We start from the raw sequence: 16967 nt of genomic DNA on the forward strand, positions 1-16967 counted from the left end.
ATAATTTATTGAGTTGATGGTGACTGGTGCTTTTAGACATTGCTCAAGGCTATTTGTGAATATTCAACACGCCCTAGTCATGCTATCATAACGCCACTTTATATCGTATTCTCCTTTATGTGCAGCAGCTGTTGCATTTTTTACGAAGCAGTCATAAAACAACAAACCATCAAAGAGGGTAGTTATGTCGACACAGAATCAGGCAACTCGTACCGAAAAAGACACCATGGGCAACGTGGAAGTCCCAGCTGACGCTTATTGGGGTGCGCAAACTCAGCGTAGCCGTGAGAACTTTAAAATCGGTGGCGAGACTTTGCCACGTCCGATGATTGAAGCAATGGCACTGGTCAAAAAAGCCGCTGCGATTACTAATGCAAGCCTAGAGCGTATCGAAGATGACAAGCGTGATCTCATCGTGCAAGCCGCTGACGAAATCATCAACGGTGGTCTAACGGATCAGTTCCCATTGGTTGTATGGCAGACGGGTTCTGGTACGCAGTCAAACATGAACATGAATGAAGTATTGGCCAACCGTGCCAATGAAATCGCTGGTTCTGAGCGCGGCAGCTACACGCCAATTCACCCAAATGACCATGTAAACCATGCACAGTCTACCAACGACAGCTTCCCAACGGCGATTCGTGTGGCGGCTGCTCGTCAGATCAATAGCTTATTGATCCCTGCGGTAAAAGCATTGCGTGATACGCTAGCTGCAAAAGCCAAAGAATTCGATAGCATCGTAAAAATCGGTCGTACGCATTTACAAGACGCCACGCCTTTGACGTTAGGTCAAGAGTTCAGCGGCTATGTTAGCCAACTTGATCACTCATTGGTACGTATTGATAATGCGTTGCAAGGTCTATATGAATTGCCATTAGGTGGTACTGCAGTTGGTACGGGTCTAAACGCCCATCCTGATTATGCAGTAAAATCAGCTGAGCAACTAGCGACTTTGACTGGCTTGCCATTCGTTACCTCACCGAACAAATTTGAAGCACTAGCGGCTCGTGATGCAGAAGTGTTTGCGTCAGGCGCACTAAAAACGCTAGCAGCTAGCTTGAACAAAATCGCTAACGATGTACGTTGGTTGGCATCTGGTCCTCGTTGTGGTCTAGGTGAATTGACGATTCCTGAGAACGAGCCAGGCTCTTCTATCATGCCGGGTAAAGTAAACCCAACTCAGTCAGAAGCATTGACGATGGTTGTTGCTCAAGTCATGGGTAACGATGTGACGATCAGCATGGCTGGCGCATCAGGTAACTTTGAGCTAAACGTGTATAAGCCAGTTATCGCGTTTAACTTATTGCAATCTATCAAACTATTGGGTGATGGCTGCAACAGCTTCAATGAAAACTGTGCCGTTGGTATTGAGCCAGTAAAAGATAAAATCGATGACTTCTTGCACAACTCATTGATGCTAGTGACTGCATTGAACCGTCATGTAGGTTATGAGAATGCTGCGAAAATCGCTAAAACTGCTTATAAAGAAAACAAAACGTTGAAGCAAGTTGCGGTTGAGCTAGAGCTATTAACTGAAGCTCAGTTTGATGAGTGGGTAATTCCTACTGATATGGTGAACCCTAAGTAAGCAGTAGACCAAGCAGTAGATCAAGTAGTGACCTGCTACGGCGTCAGACATTGCTTAATGTACGATAAGTACCATTTGCATTCGTTTTTCTGGTAGCAGCGTCATATTTGTTCGACTGAGAATTTAGAAATAAAAAAGACAATAACCTAAATCGGAGTAAACAATGATTACCCATGTACCTGATATGACTTTTAAAACTCGTGTTCGTGATGACTCTATTGGAGGAGACAACCCATTCACATGGTATGATCTAACCACAGATGAGTTATTTGCCAATAAAAAAGTGGTTGTGTTTTCTCTACCAGGTGCGTTTACGCCAACTTGTTCAACCAGCCATCTCCCCCGTTATGAAGCGCTCTATAATGAGTTTAAGGCATTAGGCATAGATGAAATAGTTTGTATTTCTGTCAATGATGCGTTCGTCATGTACCAATGGGGTCTAAAGCAAAACCGTGAAAACGTTTTCTTACTTCCTGATGGTAATGGTGAGTTCACTCGTAAAATGGGCATGCTTGTTGATAAGAGTAATGTTGGCTTTGGTATGCGCTCATGGCGTTATTCGATGGTTGTCGACAATAAAGAAGTTAAAAAAGTGTTTAAGGAAGCTGATTTTGGCGACAACTGCCCAATAGACCCATTTGAAGTATCAGATGCAGACACTATGTTAGCGTATTTAAAAAGTAATGCTTAGATTCCATTGAGAAGTTAGAAATAAAAAAGACCTTGTCACGCTATGTGGCAAGGTCTTTTTTTGCTTTCTGATTTGGCTGTGTTCTTTATTCATCTAAACCAGTAGGATACCACTGCAGTTAGAGCTATATTAGACCCCTTTTATATTTAATAAACTAGACAAGACAACAGTGAATATAATATACAAGTTACGATGACATATTTTTGAGCGAATATAAAATGATAGTAAATCTGCGTGACTATATAAAGCAATACACCAAATCTCAACAAGTTGGCATCTATATAATATTTTTTTAATTTATCTGGGTTTGTTTATGAAAATTTGGGGATTTAATATGATAGCTGATAAGTTAGCGGAAGATCCAAGTAATTTCAAACAAGGATGTATGTATTATGAAAGTACGTTTATAGATAAAAAAATAAATATGAAGATTTTGACTGTATCTATAGATGGCTATAAAAGTGAACACATTCATATTTTTGCGAATAGCTTTCCTAGTAATAAAAACTGGAAAGGGAAAACGTATAAGAGGTTTATTGATTATGCAGAAGCACATCGACGAGACTGCCACCCTGTAGAATACATAGAATTCCCTTTATTGATAGGACGCGAGATTTATATCTACAATTATTTAGGTGATTTTGGTGACACCATGAGTCCCTCCAATATCACCAAAGACTGATACTATGACGATTGTTAAAAATAGAGTATTAAAAAAAAGACCTTGCATAAGTAATCGCTACCCTCTAAAAGTATATTGGGGGAAGTCAGTGAAACGGTACTTTTGCAAGAGGTCTACTAGACAAGATGCCAGTGAATATAGTGTACGAATTACAGCAACATATTTTTAAGCGAATATAAAATGATAGTAAATCTACGTAACTATATAAAGCAATACACCAAATCTCAACAAGTTGGCATCTATATAATATTTTTTTTAATTTATCTGGGTTTGTTTATGAAAATTTGGGGATATCGCTTGATAGCCGACAAGTTAGCGGAGGACCCAAGTAACTTCAAACAAGGATGTATGTATTATGAAAGTACGTTTATTGATAAAAAAATAAATATGAAGATTTTGACTGTATCTATAGATGGCTATAAAGATAAACATATTTCAATCTTTGCGAGAAGTTTTCGTCGAAATCAAAACTGGGAAGGGAAGACATATAAGGGGTTTATTGATTATATGGAAGCACATCGACGAGACTGCCATCCCGTAAAATATATAGAATCTCCTTTACTGATAGGACGCGAGATTTATATTTACAACTATTTAGGTGATTTTGGCAATACCATCCGCTTCTCTAATACCACTAACTCTACTTCCAATATCACTAAGGACTAATACCATGACGATTGTCAAAAATAAAGTATTATAAAAAAAGACCTTACCACATCACGCGACAAGGTTTTTTTATGCTTATGAATTTTTGATGAAGAGGATGCGACAAAAACATAGCTTTTACGCAAAGTAAGGAGTGTTAGATAGGTATATTAGGAGCTATTAGATCAAACAACCATTGCTCCAGTAGAATAGGTAAGGATAACTCATGAGCCTTGATCATACTTGTCCCAACCCTCCAACACTGTCTAAAATAGCTCTGTACGTGTGGCTACTATCTCTATGTTTACCTGCGCTACATTACGATGGTGAAACCTATTTTGGTTATGAGACTTTAGTAATGGGTATTCTATTTGGTTGGGTCGGTTTAGTATTCCAAGCTTATAGTAACCTCACTTTTTTGCTAGCTATATACCTGACGTTTCGCCATAAAAACCCGATTAACCTTGCCGCTTTTACTTTTATGCTTGGGTTATCTACTTTTTTTATCACAACCATAGTAGCAACAGGCGATAAAGGAATTCATGATTCAGAAATCGAACTGAAAGTTTGGGGATTCGGGTGTTGGATTGGCTCATACATATTATTATTCATAAGTACGGTTTGGCGCTTCTATTTAGAGCAAAACTTAAATAAAGTACGATAAAAAAGCCAGCAGAGCGTTTGAGTTTATAACAGCTTGACTTAAACCAAAAAAAGCCGAGCAAAATGCTCAGCTTTTTCACATCAAATCAAATATCTAACCCTAACTAGAACTTATAAAGCAAACCAAGCGTTGTCGCCGCTTCAGTACGTGAGTCGACCATTGGACTATCGTACTGCTCATTTGGGACATAGCTCACGCTTTGATTGGCAAACCCTGCCCAACGATCATTGAAGTCATAGTTGGCACTAATATTAATATACGGGTTCACACTCGAATTAGATTTATAAGCGTCAACGCCTGTTTCCGCTGATTCTTCATCACTGACGCCATAATAGTATTCATTGTAGTCAGCATCATGATACTCAAAACCAATGCTCGGATAGACCGTCAGCTTGCCTTTAGTGATTCTAGCAAGATACGTCAAGCGAGCCGTGTTGCCGCCACTACGATCTAACACATCAGTCCCTATCTGAGCACGGATGCCGCCAACAGACGTACGACGCTGATAGCTCAGACCCGCTTCTGCTGATGATTTGCGTTTATCCAGACCTTGAAGCGCACCATTGGCATCATCAGGATCAAACTCAGAACCAGCGAGTTTGGCATAGGCAGACAACTGATTGACACCATCATTGATCGCGTAGACACCCGCTTGCGCGCCGCGTATATAAAATCTGTTATTGTCATAAAATGCGCCTGGTAACACATTTACCTCGGTATCATCTTCCAGATCATAAGCTGATTTGACCGCCATGACGTTGACGCCGACGCTTAGTACAGCATCTTTGTCAGTCGGTAAGTTGTCATTAAAAATCGCAGCGTTAGACAGGCTAGCCACACTGAGTAGCGCAGTAGCGGTTAACGCATTGAACATAGTACGCGTAGAGATATGAGGTAGCGCTGCAAGTGTAAACATAAGAGAATCTCGTAAAGGAGTGGTCGTCATAAGATAAAACAATTAGGTAGCAATAAGCGAGTAGGGAAAACCAAACTAAGAAGCCGTTGAGCCATGATAGATAAGTATGGACGTTTACTCAATAGCTTTTAATATTTGTAGTATCTGATAGTGAATATCTTGCCACCACCAGACAAAGCCAATACTGATCAATAACATCGCTAGCCATGGCAATAACTGCCAGATAAACGAGGGTTTGATAGGTGTTTTTGATGGGATGCTGCTGGTATGAGCAGTGTTGATATCTGACCCTGCATCCGTTCCAGTATTACTTTGAGCATAAGTATCATCGCTACGTGAATCGGTCGTATCTAAATCAGTAGCCTGACGAGCTGAGTAACTATCGATGCTAGGCGGTTGATTGATGTAGGTCGTTTGATAACGGTGTAAATTTTGGTTTTGATAGATAGCCGCGTTTTGTAGCGTAACAGCCAAACGCTGACGGTAAGCAATCGCGAAAGACAGTGCGATGATTAGTCCGGTAATAGCACCACCGATATGACCCGCGTTATCTATACCCGGTACGGCAAAACCATAAACCAAGTTAATGCCCATGATAAATATCAAGCTTTTGAGATTGAGCACCATGCCATTCACTGATATTTTAAACAGTGCAGCGATTAATAATGCCGCGCCAATACCCATAATACCACCAGAGGCACCAGCCGACAGTCCAGGCTGTCCCGTACCATCCAAAAGACTCTGCCATGTCACATAACTATTGAGTAAATTGCCACCGATTGCGGACAATAAAAACAATGCCAAAAACTTGGCTGAACCAAACATCGGCTCGGCAACTTGCCCAAAGAAATACATGGCAAAGCCATTAAACAACAAATGCATCAAGCCAATATGCAAAAATGCACTGCTCACCAGCCGCCATGGTTGTTCTTGCATGGTGTAAGGCAACGCATTCGCGCCCCATTTTAGCAAGGCCTCAGTGGAGGGATTATTGGCATCGACGCCTGTCAGCACTTGCACAATAAATAAGCCAATAAAGCTGACTAACAATAACGTGGTGACGGGCGCTGTTTTGAATAACTGTTGAATGGTCATAAAAGCTAACTATTAATGAAAGGTTGTGAGTAGAGTATAAAGGGTATGGTCAGATAATGTTATGCATCAACCTGCCAGCGCGTTTTAAAGCTTGGCAATTTTTATGATTAGCGACTCATACATTGCCATTTCAAAAGTGGCTGGTTTTAAAAATGGCTAGATTTAAACACCAGCAACTTTGAGGTTTTCATAAGTGCCTTTCACTAAAATATTATCCGTGACGTTATTGATATCGGTATGACCACAAAATGCCATTGAGAGATCACATTCTTTATAAATGATTTCAAGCGCACGGCGTACGCCATCTTCACCATAAGCGCCAAGCCCATACAAGAAAGCCCGTCCAATCATAGTGCCTTTTGCACCCAGCGATATAGCCTTTAATACATCTTGACCAGAACGAATACCGCTGTCTAGCCAGACCTCTATATCGCTATCCTCAGCATGCACAGCCTGCACGATGTCAGAAAGCGCAGAAATAGAGGACAGCGCCCCATCTAATTGACGGCCACCATGGTTTGAGACGACCAGAGCATCAGCGCCACTACGGGCAGCCATGATGGCATCTTCTGGTTCCATGATGCCTTTTATAATGAGTTTACCACCCCACATGTCTTTTATCCGTGCGACATCGTCCCAGCTTAAACGCGGGTCGAACTGCTCTTCTGTCCAAGCGGTTAGTGAGGACAGATCGTCTACGCCTTTTGCATGACCAACGATATTGCCAAAGCTGTGACGTTTGGTGCCGAGCATATTTTTACACCATTGCGGTTTGGTCATGAGATTGACGATATTGGCAAAAGTTGGTCTAGGCGGTGCGGACAAACCGTTTTTAATATCTTTATGACGTTGTCCAAGTACTTGTAAATCAGCAGTCAGAATCAGTGCTGAGCAGTTAGCATCTTTCGCCCGTTGAATCAGATTAGCGACGTAGTCTTGATCGCGCATTACATATAACTGAAACCAAAACGGCGCACTGGTGTTTTCAGCGACGTCCTCGATTGAGCAGATACTCATGGTTGAGAGTGAGAAGGGCACGCCGAATTTTTCAGCAGCCTGTGCGGCCTTAATTTCACCGTCTGCCCACATCATACCGGTAAACCCTGTTGGAGCAATGGCGACTGGCATCTTGACGGATTCGCCAATCATTTGTGTGGCCAGACTGCGGTTGTCCATATCGACCAAGACCCGCTGGCGTAACTTGATACGGTCAAAGTCGGTTTCATTACTACGATAAGTGGTTTCGGTCCATGAGCCTGAATCGACATAATCATAAAACATACGTGGTACTTTGCGTTCGGCGATTCGGCGCAAGTCTTCGATTTCAGTAATCTTTTTTAAAATAGGCTTTAGATCTTTCATGGCGTTCCCACTATCTGGTTTTTATGACTGTTTTAATATTATTGACTGAGTAGTTGCTGTAAGTCCAGTACCGAAAACGGATAATTTAATCGCTTTGACGGCGTCAAGATAACAGGAATCGTGGTGGCAAATTCCATCATCAGGGATTCATCAAAATCAGCGATATCGACATCATGATAGGTAACGGGCTGTACTGCTTGAAACTGTGTCAGCAGTTGCGCGGCGACATCACATAGATGACAGCCAGACGTGCCTAGCAACCACCATTTATCCTGATAGGCATTAAGGCTAGGGGACTTTTCAATGATCCGTGCTCGTAGTTCTTTTATATTATTATCATCGTACATAGTTGTTCTCTTGTTTTAATACTTGTCACAAAAAGCTTGTCTTAGAATTTTAGTCAAAAATTAACATAGTGTTTCACTGTTATGACATGATAAAGAAGTAGGGTAAATAATGACAGCGATTGTGAGATTAGGTAAGATGACCTGCTGCTTTTCATTACTGACTTATTACTTCATCTTATTACCTTTTTTAACATTTGGATATCGCGCATGGCAAGTTTTGGCAAATTTCTCAAACGACTATTATTGGTATTGATACTGTTAGTCGTGGCATTTCACGTGCTAGTCGCTGGACTGCTGTTAATTTGGAAAACGCAGCCGATCAATAACAGTATGTTTATGTTGTCGCATCGCCTAACGGGTGGCACGGTCACTCAGACGTGGGCTAATTATGATGCCATTGCAAAATCTGCCAAACAAGCGGCGATAGTAAGTGAGGACTCGACGTTCAGCCAACATAGTGGTTTTGATTTCAAAGGTATTAAAGCTGCACGTAAGAAAAATGAAGAGACAGGTAAGGCGTCTGCTGGCGGCTCAACGATTACTCAGCAGCTCGCAAAAAACTTATTTTTGACCTCGCATCGCTCGTACGCGCGTAAAGGCGAAGAGGCCATAATTACCGTGATGATTGAGACGCTATGGGACAAGCAGCGTATCTTGGCTGCGTATCTCAATGTGGCAGAGTTTGGCAATGGTATTTATGGTATCGACGCAGCAGCGCATCATTATTTTGATAAGTCGGCTGCCAACCTCAACCGTGATGAGTCAGCTTTGCTTATTTCTATGTTGACCAATCCAAAATATTACGAAGACAATCAGGGCGATAGACGATTACGTAACAAACAAAGCATCGTTAAAAAGCGTATGAAAAACGCAGTATTGCCATAGTCACCCGAGTTTAATGACCCTATAACAGATGATGGTGTATCGATACAGTAAAAGGACTAATGACGTGTTAGATGTGAATAAAGAGCAAAGTAATGATAGCAATGTGAATGACGTTGTGGCTGTTGATAATAAAACCCATATAGAGGGTAATAATGAGAATTTGACCACAGTGGCATGGCAGCGCTCAGAAGACGGCAGCTATTCACCGAGCAGCTATATCAATCGTGACCTGTCTTTATTGCAGTTTCATTTACGTGTGTTAGCGCAGGCGGCCAGTCCTCGCCATCCGCTACTTGAGCGCCTGTTTTTCTTGATTATTTTCTCATCAAACATCGATGAGTTTTTTGAGATTCGGGTCGCAGGCCTGATGCAAAAGCTCAATATTGGTGATGTCTCGACCAGTGTCCACGGTATGCGCCCTAGTGAGGTGCTGAATGAGATATCCACGGTCATGCATGACGCTATCGATGAGCAATATCGCATTCTTAACGAAGATGTCTTGCCCGCGCTTGCTAAGGAAGACATCCGTTATCTGAAACGCGATGAGCTGAATGCAGAGCAGTCGGCTTGGATGAAGCGCTATTTCACTGAGCAAGTATCGCCAGTGTTGACCCCGATTAGTATCGATCCTGCGCATCCGTTCCCACGTTTGGTTAATAAAAGCTTAAATTTCATCGCTACCTTAGAAGGCAAAGATGCATTTGGTCGTGATATCAATCTTGCGATTGTGCCAGCGCCGCGCAGTCTGCCACGTGTGATTCGTCTACCTGATGAATTGACAGGCGGCAAAGAGCATCACGTCATGCTATCTGCCATCATTCATGAGCATATCGGTGAGCTATTCCCTGGTATGAATGTGACAGGGTGTCATCAATTCAGGCTGACTCGTAATGCCGATTTAGATCTGGCTGATGATGTCGAAGATATTGCCAAAGCGCTAGAGGGTGAGTTAGAAAACCGCCGTTTTGGTGACAAGGTTCGTTTGGAGGTCACCATGGACTGTCCGACGCATATCAGTGACTATCTGCTCAATGAGTTTGAGCTGCATGATAATCAGCTATACCGCGTCAATGGTCCGGTCAACTTAACACGGTTGCTGTTTGATTTTAATATTCCAGCGCTGCGCTATGAGCCGTTCACTCATGTGATACCGAAAGAATTCCGCCGTGAGATGGACAAACTGGACAAAGCGACCAGCATGTTTGCCGCTATGCGCAAAAAGGATGTGCTCGTACATCACCCTTTTCATGCGTTTTCGCCAATTATCAATTTATTATGGCAAGCTGCCAGTGATCCAAAAGTGCTAGCGATTAAGCAAACGCTGTATCGTTCAGGCACCAATTCCGAAATCGTCAAAGCGCTTGCCGCTGCTGCTCGTAATGGTAAAGAAGTGACCGCTGTCATCGAACTGCGTGCGCGTTTCGATGAAGCCTCTAATATTGCTGTTGCCAACTATTTGCAAGAAGCGGGCGCGGTCGTGGTCTATGGTATCGTCGGTTATAAGACCCACGCCAAGCTCATGCTCATCGTTCGCCGTGAGGATGACCGTATCCGCCGTTACGTGCATTTGGGTACGGGTAACTATCATGCTGCCAACGCAAAAGTCTATACTGACTATGGTTTGTTTAGCGCAGATCCTGACATCTCAGAAGACGTTCATAAAATATTCCAAGAGCTGACAGGGATGGGCAAACCTGCCAATCTCAAAAAGCTACTGCATGCCCCATTTACGTTACATGATAAATTAATACGCTTTATCGATGCTGAAATCGCACATGCAAAAGCAGGCAAGCAGGCTCATATTATCGTAAAAGTTAATGCCCTAACTGAGCGTCGACTGATTGCTAAGTTGTATGATGCCTCGCAAGTAGGCGTCAAAATCGAGCTGATTTTGCGCTCTATATGTTGCTTACGTCCACAAGTAAAAGGCCTGTCGGAAAATATTACCGTACGCTCTGTAATTGGCCGGTTTTTAGAACATACGCGTGTTTATTATTTTTATAACAATGGTGATGAGCGCCTATATTGTGGCAGTGCTGACTGGATGGATCGCAATCTATTTCATCGCGTAGAAGTGGCATTCCCTATTGAAGACAAAAAACTGTTTAAGCAAGTCTATCAAGATGGATTGCTCAGTTATCTAAAAGACAATACTCAAGCTTGGACGCTGGATGGCAATGGTGTGTGGACACATCTGCAACCAGTAGCGGGTGAAACGCCGTATATCGCCCAAGAACACCTATTAAAGGTCATCAATGGGGTGGGAGATTCAGTCTAGCTCACTCTGTAAATAATATCTTTGATGGTATTAGAAGTTGCAAATGAATTAACAAAACCAAGCACTGGTCAGTACTGGCGCTTGGTTTTTATTTGGGCAAATGATTTGTATAAGTTACAAACTGTCTTGTAACCTCACATTTATTCACATATTGATACGGCAGTACACTGGTGAGGTACGCAACGTTCTACTTATAATCAATGTCAGTCCTGCTAGATAGGCAGCTATATAAAAAACAAGTAAAACCAATGAATTATAAAAATAGGGGAATCATTATGAGTACGACAAACCACGACAGCTCAGATATCAAACAAGCAGCAGAAAACGCTGACAGCAAACAAATTGCACAAAATCTCAATAGTGATAAAAAAGTAGATGCGCCTGAATCATTGAGTGAAGAAGAGCAAACCTCTTTCATCGAAGATGAACTACGCACTGATAAATAGTCATGGTAATAAATGCTTTTATTTAACGTTTAACGAAATATAGTTGATTCAGTTTAAAAGAGAGACAAGGCAACCAAGTGTAGACGTACATCTGATACTTCAAGCGAGGTTAACGCTGTCACTATTTTATAGAGGATTGACTACAACTTGAGGGATAAGCTATGACAATTAATAGTCAGTCAAACAATGAAGAAAAAGTAGTAGTCAATGATTTGGCAGCATCACATCCAAATAATGCGCAGGACAGTTATGAAGGGCGCAAGCATGAGCCAGACATTGATGGTCCACAGCAAGACTCACAAGAAACAGATGAAATCTACGCCGATCCCCGCAAAGAAGAAGACTTACCAGCGGGTGGCAAAAATGTTGCGGATTTGAATGCCCAAGACTTGAGTCAAAAAGGTAACGAGTAAAGATTGGCTGATGTCGAATGAATTTGATAAACAGCTTTTAATGATAAATAACTTCTAACGATAATTGACATAGCCGTTAAAAAGAGACGAATAAAAATAATAAGGATATGACCATGGAAAACAAAAAATCAGTATTATTAGATGGCCAGATAGAAAAGAATATCACTGAGAACAAAGGAACGGACACGTTTGAAGAAGGGGTTGTTCGTTCGGAACACGTAAATGACAACGATAATCCTGCCCGTCAGCCTGATCGCCGTGACCAAGAGGGCAATGCTTTTGATGACGGTATCAATGAGCATACAGTTGGCAGTGAGCCTTCTAAAAGTGAAGGTATTAATAATCTAAACCGTTATGCAAACGCTGACAATGCGCAATTACGTGTGTTGAACCCTGATGAAAAAGACAGATAGTATTTACTTAGTAATTTATATGTAGATAAGACAATAATAATAACGACGAGAGTGAGGTGTCATTATGAGCATGCCAGACGATAAGGCAGTGAATGAGAGTCATAAATTAAAAGATGCAGATGATAACAATGGCATTGTCGCTGATAATGCCTTACAGAAAGCAAATCCTGCTGCTGCAGAAAGAGCGACGGACGATCACGACCCACATAATATTGCCAAAAACCATAAACAGTATGACAGTCCGCTAATGAAAGACGATAAATAGTGATTTATTGTGATGGTTCTAGGCTTAACAAAGAATGTCATAAGCGAAAAGGTCAATAGACAGATCTAATCAGAATCAGGAAAGGTACTACTAGAGTTCAAGCTAAATATCTTGAACTCTAGTAGTACCTTTTTTATTTGTCTAAACGATTACCAGTATCTAAATGACTAGCAACAATATCTAAGCAGGTGTACCGCTATGAAAGCGTAATTCAGCATCCGGACTAGATATCAGCTCTGATTCCACTTCTTTAAAGAAAGCCACTCTTTCATCGATATTGTCTTCAGATAGTGATTGAGCCAAGGCCAAGTAATCCTCAAAATGACGACTTTCTGACTTAAGTAAGTAACGATAGTACTTTGCCAAGCGCTCATCATTGATAACCTCAGCCAACGACGCAAATCGTTCGCAAGAGCGTGCTTCAATGAATGCCCCAATGATTAACACATCGACCATCGCTGCTGGCTCGTAAGTGCGCTTGTGTTTCAACATGCCTTTAGCATAACGTCCAGCACTGAGGTATTTCCACTCCAGACCACGGTCATTCATGATGCCTAATACCTGCTCGTAATGTAGCATCTCTTCACGTATCAACTGCGCCAGCTTACACTGCAAATCATAGGAAAACTCATAGCGGAATATGAGATTCATGGCGGTGCCCGCTGCTTTTTTTTCGCAATTGGCATGATCCTGAATGATTAATGGCAAGTTATTAATCGCAGCATCTACCCAAGCCTGTGTGGTTCGAGCACCCAAGAAATTATAGACAGGGGAGAGGTCTACCTTGATGGGCGTACGTAGCTGAGTGATATCAACACTGTCTGTTTCTATGCTGTCTTTTACCATCTCGTTGTCGTTCGTAAGTTCATCGTTTAAGGCGTTATCACTGCTGTTAATAGGTTTCATATTTTCTTTGTTCATAGTCTCTGTCATGGTTAAGTATTTGATACGTATTGGCTAAACATAAAAATGGGATAGATAACTAATAACTATAAGTCGATACAGTAATGATTACTTACTGTTTATCTAGGCCTAATTGTCTGTGCATATAAAAGCACTGAGAATAGGCTTTAGGGCCGACAGTTTATAGGTCATCATAATTATACAACCCCAACATTTACTTGGTGAATGGTGTTTTCTTGTTTATTTCTTTATTTGATAGTAGGATAAGATTTTGCTAAAGCAGAATCTTTCTTACTATTGACATATCAGTCATCGCTTAGTGATGGGTAGTGAGCATTATAGCTCATGCCAATACGACATAAAGCTATTGATACACAGGTATAGGCCGTTTGAAATAAATGGCTGTATTTATGACCTATATCGTTTTCTATAATGTTGTTAGCAAGCGTGATTCAATGCAGCAAAAAATGTATGCTAGTAGCATAGCACAAATGTTTAAAGTGCTATTCATGACAAGCTTATATGATAGAACAACAGATTTGATTCGTACTCATCTAAACTTGGAATAGATGTCTAAGACCGACAATGTCCAATCATTGCGGTAGCAACTTCGTATTTACACTCTCACGAACAGATAAGGATAACAACATGAGCCAGTCTTCTAACGCCAATCGTATTCAAAAAGGCATCCTTGCCATCGACCAGCAATTGTATGACTTTATTGAAAACGAAGTGCTACCGAAAGTCGGTGTTGACTCAGACAGTTATTGGTCAGGTTTCGAAAAAGTCATCAAAGAGTTTACCCCGCGCAACAAGGCACTGCTGGCGACTCGTGACAAAATTCAAGCACAGATTGATCAGTGGCATTTAGATAACCCTGCCAAAGATGGCGAAATCGATTACCCTATATATAAGGCATTTTTACAAGAGATTGGGTATCTATTACCAGAAGGCGATGACTTTAAAGTTAGCACACAAAACGTTGATGATGAGATTGCTCATATCGCAGGGCCACAGCTGGTCGTACCCGTACGCAATGCTCGTTACGCACTGAACGCAACCAATGCACGTTGGGGTAGTTTGTATGATGCCTTATATGGTACCGATGTCATCAGTAATGATAATGGTCAAGAAGCAACAGGTGGCTATAATCCGACTCGTGGTGCTGCCGTCGTCGCTTATGCAAAAGCATTCTTAGATGAAAACTTTGCGCTAGCATCAGGTTCATACAATGACGCGACAGGCTTTGCAGTGGTTGATGGCGCACTTGAAGTTATCCAAGGTGATAGCAGCACTTCGCTAAAAGACACTGAAAAATTTGTCGGTTTTGTGGGTGATGCCGCAGCACCAACAGGTATTTTATTAAAGAACAACAATCTGCATGCCGAAATCCAAATCGATGCCAACCATCCAGTCGGTAAAGATGACCCTGCAAATATCAAAGACGTCTTACTTGAGTCAGCGATTACAGCCATTCAGGATTGTGAAGATTCAGTCGCTGCGGTTGATGCTGAAGAAAAAGTTGAAGTCTATCGCAACTGGCTTGGTTTGATGAATGCTGACTTGCAAGAAACCTTTGAAAAAGGTGGCAAGACGCGTACTCGTCAACAAAACCCAGACCGCGAATACACCACGCCAGATGGCGGCAAGCTTATCCTACCGGGTCGTTCGTTGCTACTCATTCGTAACGTCGGTCATTTGATGCAAAACCCAGCAATCTTAGTAGATTTGGGTAATGGTCAAGAACAAATCTTTGAGGGATTGATGGATGGCTTAATCACGCCGTTATTGTCTTTGAATGATTTGAAAGGTAAAAACCCACTATCGAACTCACGTAAAGGCTCAATGTATATCGTTAAGCCAAAAATGCATGGCCCTGAAGAAGTCAAAATGGCCAATGACTTGTTTAACGCTTCAGAAGACTTGCTAGGTCTTGAGCGCAATAGCCTTAAAATCGGCATTATGGATGAAGAACGTCGCATGACGGTCAACTTAAAAGAAGCCATTCGCCAAGCCAAAGAGCGTGTGATCTTTATCAATACTGGTTTCCTCGACCGTACAGGTGATGAGATGCATACCAGTATGAATGCAGGCCCATTTGTACCAAAAGGTGAGATGAAGTCACAAGCATGGCAGCCAGCCTATGAGCAGTGGAACGTAGATGTTGGCCTTGAGACAGGTCTACAGGGTGTTGCTCAGATTGGTAAAGGCATGTGGGCGAAGCCTGATGAAATGAAAGAGATGATGGACACCAAGGCTGCGCATCCTAAGTCGGGTGCTAGTACGGCATGGGTACCGTCACCAACAGGGGCAACCTTGCACAGCATGCACTATCATCAAGTAAATGTGACAGAAGTACAAGACAGCCTAAAATCACGTGAGCGTGCCAGCTTGGACGATATCTTAACCATTCCATTAGCGAAAGACACCAACTGGTCTAAAGAAGAAAAGCAACAAGAATTAGAGAACAATGCGCAGGGTATCTTAGGTTACGTCGTACGCTGGGTAAACCAAGGCGTTGGTTGCTCTAAAGTACCTGATATCGATGATGTTGGTCTTATGGAAGATCGTGCCACGCTACGTATTTCCAGCCAACATATCGCTAACTGGTTGCATCATAATGTGATCAGTGAGGAGCAAGTATTAGAGACCATGAAGCGTATGGCAAAAGTTGTTGATGAGCAAAATGCTGGTGACAGCGATTATCAACCAATGGCCAGTGACTTCGAAAACTCTTATGCGTTTAAGGCAGCCTGTGATTTAGTGTTTAAAGGACGTGAGCAGCCTAGTGGCTACACTGAACCATTGTTGCATCAGGCACGTCTTGATCTAAAAGCAAACACCTAAAATGATAAATTAAGTATCATTTTTTAGGCAGGCTTAAGCGAATGAGCAGGATGGTATATTGTACTATCTTGCTCGTTTGTGACTGTCAAATGTGACAAAAATAAGACAAGCAGTATTTTAAAATAGCTATTTATTGTTAAATAAATAGCTATTTTTTTGGTTAAATACTTGATATTCATTACTGCTATTTAAGATTATCAGTAATGATATTAATCAATGTTTTCTGTATCTTATTGAGTCAATAGAATTTTTTTTAGTGATCGCTCAAATACAACCAAGCATTTTTTATTTGATAATGGATGTATCGAAAAAGCAAAAAAACATGTTGCAAATTATGTCAAAGTTGTTATGCTTGTACTCGAAGTATGAGTTTGGTAACGGATGTTACGCACGGAGCAATAAATACCAAAGGTTACATGGCAGTTACGTTGTTTAATCCCAGTCATGTGAGTCATGGTTTTTGATCTTACTGCAATAGCAATTCGCCACACTTGTTCCTGACTAATCTCGGTAGCCAGTTACACATT

The 16967-nt window shown here is 41.7% G+C and carries 17 protein-coding genes; 12 read left to right on the forward strand and 5 right to left on the reverse strand.

Annotated elements, in window-relative coordinates; all coding sequences use genetic code 11:
• The first annotated feature begins 184 nt into the window (after positions 1 to 184).
• The 5 genes from fumC to I6E84_RS05670 all read left to right on the forward strand — a co-directional run bounded on the left by fumC (position 185) and on the right by I6E84_RS05670 (position 4270).
• Positions 185 to 1588 carry a class II fumarate hydratase gene (fumC, locus tag I6E84_RS05650; protein WP_197101792.1) on the forward strand — a complete coding sequence of 468 codons (1404 nt, stop codon included), beginning with the start codon at positions 185 to 187 and terminating at the stop codon, positions 1586 to 1588.
• Between the two features lie 163 nt (positions 1589 to 1751).
• Positions 1752 to 2279, forward strand: a complete 528-nt coding sequence (locus I6E84_RS05655) for a peroxiredoxin (RefSeq protein WP_020444073.1) — start codon at positions 1752 to 1754, stop codon at positions 2277 to 2279.
• A gap of 313 nt (positions 2280 to 2592) precedes the next feature.
• Positions 2593 to 2961, forward strand: a complete 369-nt coding sequence (locus I6E84_RS05660; protein ID WP_227680913.1) for a hypothetical protein — start codon at positions 2593 to 2595, stop codon at positions 2959 to 2961.
• Positions 2962 to 3237: 276 nt separating this feature from the next.
• On the forward strand, positions 3238 to 3627 hold the full coding sequence (locus I6E84_RS05665; RefSeq protein ID WP_227681318.1) for a hypothetical protein: 390 nt from the start codon (positions 3238 to 3240) through the stop codon (positions 3625 to 3627).
• Between the two features lie 205 nt (positions 3628 to 3832).
• Complete coding sequence (locus I6E84_RS05670; RefSeq protein ID WP_197101796.1) at positions 3833 to 4270, forward strand: hypothetical protein; 438 nt, start codon at positions 3833 to 3835, stop codon at positions 4268 to 4270.
• A 103-nt stretch (positions 4271 to 4373) separates the two neighbouring features.
• Here I6E84_RS05670 and I6E84_RS05675 read toward each other — a convergent pair whose 3' ends face one another.
• From I6E84_RS05675 to I6E84_RS05690, 4 genes are all read right to left on the reverse strand, one after another.
• Complete coding sequence (locus I6E84_RS05675; RefSeq protein WP_197101798.1) at positions 4374 to 5186, reverse strand: MipA/OmpV family protein; 813 nt, start codon at positions 5184 to 5186, stop codon at positions 4374 to 4376.
• 114 nt (positions 5187 to 5300) lie between these two features.
• The gene (locus I6E84_RS05680; RefSeq protein WP_197101799.1) at positions 5301 to 6281 is read right to left on the reverse strand and encodes a rhomboid family intramembrane serine protease; all 981 of its coding nucleotides are present in this window, start codon (positions 6279 to 6281) and stop codon (positions 5301 to 5303) included.
• Positions 6282 to 6443: 162 nt separating this feature from the next.
• On the reverse strand, positions 6444 to 7643 hold the full coding sequence (locus I6E84_RS05685) for an alpha-hydroxy acid oxidase (RefSeq protein ID WP_197216721.1): 1200 nt from the start codon (positions 7641 to 7643) through the stop codon (positions 6444 to 6446).
• 38 nt (positions 7644 to 7681) lie between these two features.
• A complete protein-coding gene (locus I6E84_RS05690) occupies positions 7682 to 7990 on the reverse strand; it encodes a glutaredoxin family protein (protein ID WP_197101802.1) in 309 nt (102 codons plus the stop codon).
• 207 nt (positions 7991 to 8197) lie between these two features.
• Here I6E84_RS05690 and mtgA point away from each other — a divergent pair, with 207 nt between their 5' ends.
• The 6 genes from mtgA to I6E84_RS05720 all read left to right on the forward strand — a co-directional run bounded on the left by mtgA (position 8198) and on the right by I6E84_RS05720 (position 12690).
• The gene (mtgA, locus tag I6E84_RS05695; protein ID WP_197101804.1) at positions 8198 to 8875 is read left to right on the forward strand and encodes a monofunctional biosynthetic peptidoglycan transglycosylase; all 678 of its coding nucleotides are present in this window, start codon (positions 8198 to 8200) and stop codon (positions 8873 to 8875) included.
• A gap of 103 nt (positions 8876 to 8978) precedes the next feature.
• Positions 8979 to 11153, forward strand: a complete 2175-nt coding sequence (ppk1, locus tag I6E84_RS05700) for a polyphosphate kinase 1 (protein WP_413786943.1) — start codon at positions 8979 to 8981, stop codon at positions 11151 to 11153.
• 275 nt (positions 11154 to 11428) lie between these two features.
• Positions 11429 to 11599, forward strand: coding sequence for a hypothetical protein (locus I6E84_RS05705; protein ID WP_197216723.1), 171 nt, complete (start codon positions 11429 to 11431; stop codon positions 11597 to 11599).
• A 161-nt stretch (positions 11600 to 11760) separates the two neighbouring features.
• The gene (locus I6E84_RS05710) at positions 11761 to 12012 is read left to right on the forward strand and encodes a hypothetical protein (RefSeq protein ID WP_197216725.1); all 252 of its coding nucleotides are present in this window, start codon (positions 11761 to 11763) and stop codon (positions 12010 to 12012) included.
• A 113-nt stretch (positions 12013 to 12125) separates the two neighbouring features.
• Positions 12126 to 12425, forward strand: coding sequence for a hypothetical protein (locus I6E84_RS05715; RefSeq protein ID WP_227681319.1), 300 nt, complete (start codon positions 12126 to 12128; stop codon positions 12423 to 12425).
• A gap of 64 nt (positions 12426 to 12489) precedes the next feature.
• Positions 12490 to 12690 (forward strand): hypothetical protein, encoded by a 201-nt coding sequence (locus I6E84_RS05720; protein WP_197216727.1) that lies wholly within the window; start codon positions 12490 to 12492, stop codon positions 12688 to 12690.
• Between the two features lie 180 nt (positions 12691 to 12870).
• On the opposite strand, the gene I6E84_RS05725 is transcribed toward I6E84_RS05720, so the two are convergent.
• Complete coding sequence (locus tag I6E84_RS05725; protein ID WP_197216729.1) at positions 12871 to 13611, reverse strand: tRNA-(ms[2]io[6]A)-hydroxylase; 741 nt, start codon at positions 13609 to 13611, stop codon at positions 12871 to 12873.
• 630 nt (positions 13612 to 14241) lie between these two features.
• Here I6E84_RS05725 and I6E84_RS05730 point away from each other — a divergent pair.
• Entirely contained in the window at positions 14242 to 16440 is a 2199-nt protein-coding gene (locus I6E84_RS05730; protein ID WP_197216731.1) for a malate synthase G, read from the forward strand.
• The last annotated feature ends 527 nt before the right edge of the window (positions 16441 to 16967 follow it).

The sequence above is a fragment of the Psychrobacter sp. SCQQ22 genome, from assembly GCF_015864605.1.
In the GTDB taxonomy this organism is placed as follows: domain Bacteria; phylum Pseudomonadota; class Gammaproteobacteria; order Pseudomonadales; family Moraxellaceae; genus Psychrobacter; species Psychrobacter fozii.

Bases quoted from the DNA above. Each gene is read 5' to 3' on its own strand.
- I6E84_RS05660 (WP_227680913.1), top strand. From the start codon at position 2,593: ATGAAAATTTGGGGATTTAATATGATAGCTGATAAGTTAGCGGAAGAT.
- I6E84_RS05690 (WP_197101802.1), bottom strand. From the start codon at position 7,990: ATGTACGATGATAATAATATAAAAGAACTACGAGCACGGATCATTGAA.
- I6E84_RS05730 (WP_197216731.1), top strand. From the start codon at position 14,242: ATGAGCCAGTCTTCTAACGCCAATCGTATTCAAAAAGGCATCCTTGCC.
- I6E84_RS05670 (WP_197101796.1), top strand. From the start codon at position 3,833: ATGAGCCTTGATCATACTTGTCCCAACCCTCCAACACTGTCTAAAATA.
- I6E84_RS05655 (WP_020444073.1), top strand. From the start codon at position 1,752: ATGATTACCCATGTACCTGATATGACTTTTAAAACTCGTGTTCGTGAT.
- fumC (WP_197101792.1), top strand. From the start codon at position 185: ATGTCGACACAGAATCAGGCAACTCGTACCGAAAAAGACACCATGGGC.
- I6E84_RS05715 (WP_227681319.1), top strand. From the start codon at position 12,126: ATGGAAAACAAAAAATCAGTATTATTAGATGGCCAGATAGAAAAGAAT.
- I6E84_RS05710 (WP_197216725.1), top strand. From the start codon at position 11,761: ATGACAATTAATAGTCAGTCAAACAATGAAGAAAAAGTAGTAGTCAAT.
- I6E84_RS05675 (WP_197101798.1), bottom strand. From the start codon at position 5,186: ATGTTTACACTTGCAGCGCTACCTCATATCTCTACGCGTACTATGTTC.
- I6E84_RS05685 (WP_197216721.1), bottom strand. From the start codon at position 7,643: ATGAAAGATCTAAAGCCTATTTTAAAAAAGATTACTGAAATCGAAGAC.
- I6E84_RS05705 (WP_197216723.1), top strand. From the start codon at position 11,429: ATGAGTACGACAAACCACGACAGCTCAGATATCAAACAAGCAGCAGAA.
- mtgA (WP_197101804.1), top strand. From the start codon at position 8,198: ATGGCAAGTTTTGGCAAATTTCTCAAACGACTATTATTGGTATTGATA.
- I6E84_RS05725 (WP_197216729.1), bottom strand. From the start codon at position 13,611: ATGAACAAAGAAAATATGAAACCTATTAACAGCAGTGATAACGCCTTA.
- I6E84_RS05680 (WP_197101799.1), bottom strand. From the start codon at position 6,281: ATGACCATTCAACAGTTATTCAAAACAGCGCCCGTCACCACGTTATTG.
- I6E84_RS05720 (WP_197216727.1), top strand. From the start codon at position 12,490: ATGAGCATGCCAGACGATAAGGCAGTGAATGAGAGTCATAAATTAAAA.
- I6E84_RS05665 (WP_227681318.1), top strand. From the start codon at position 3,238: ATGAAAATTTGGGGATATCGCTTGATAGCCGACAAGTTAGCGGAGGAC.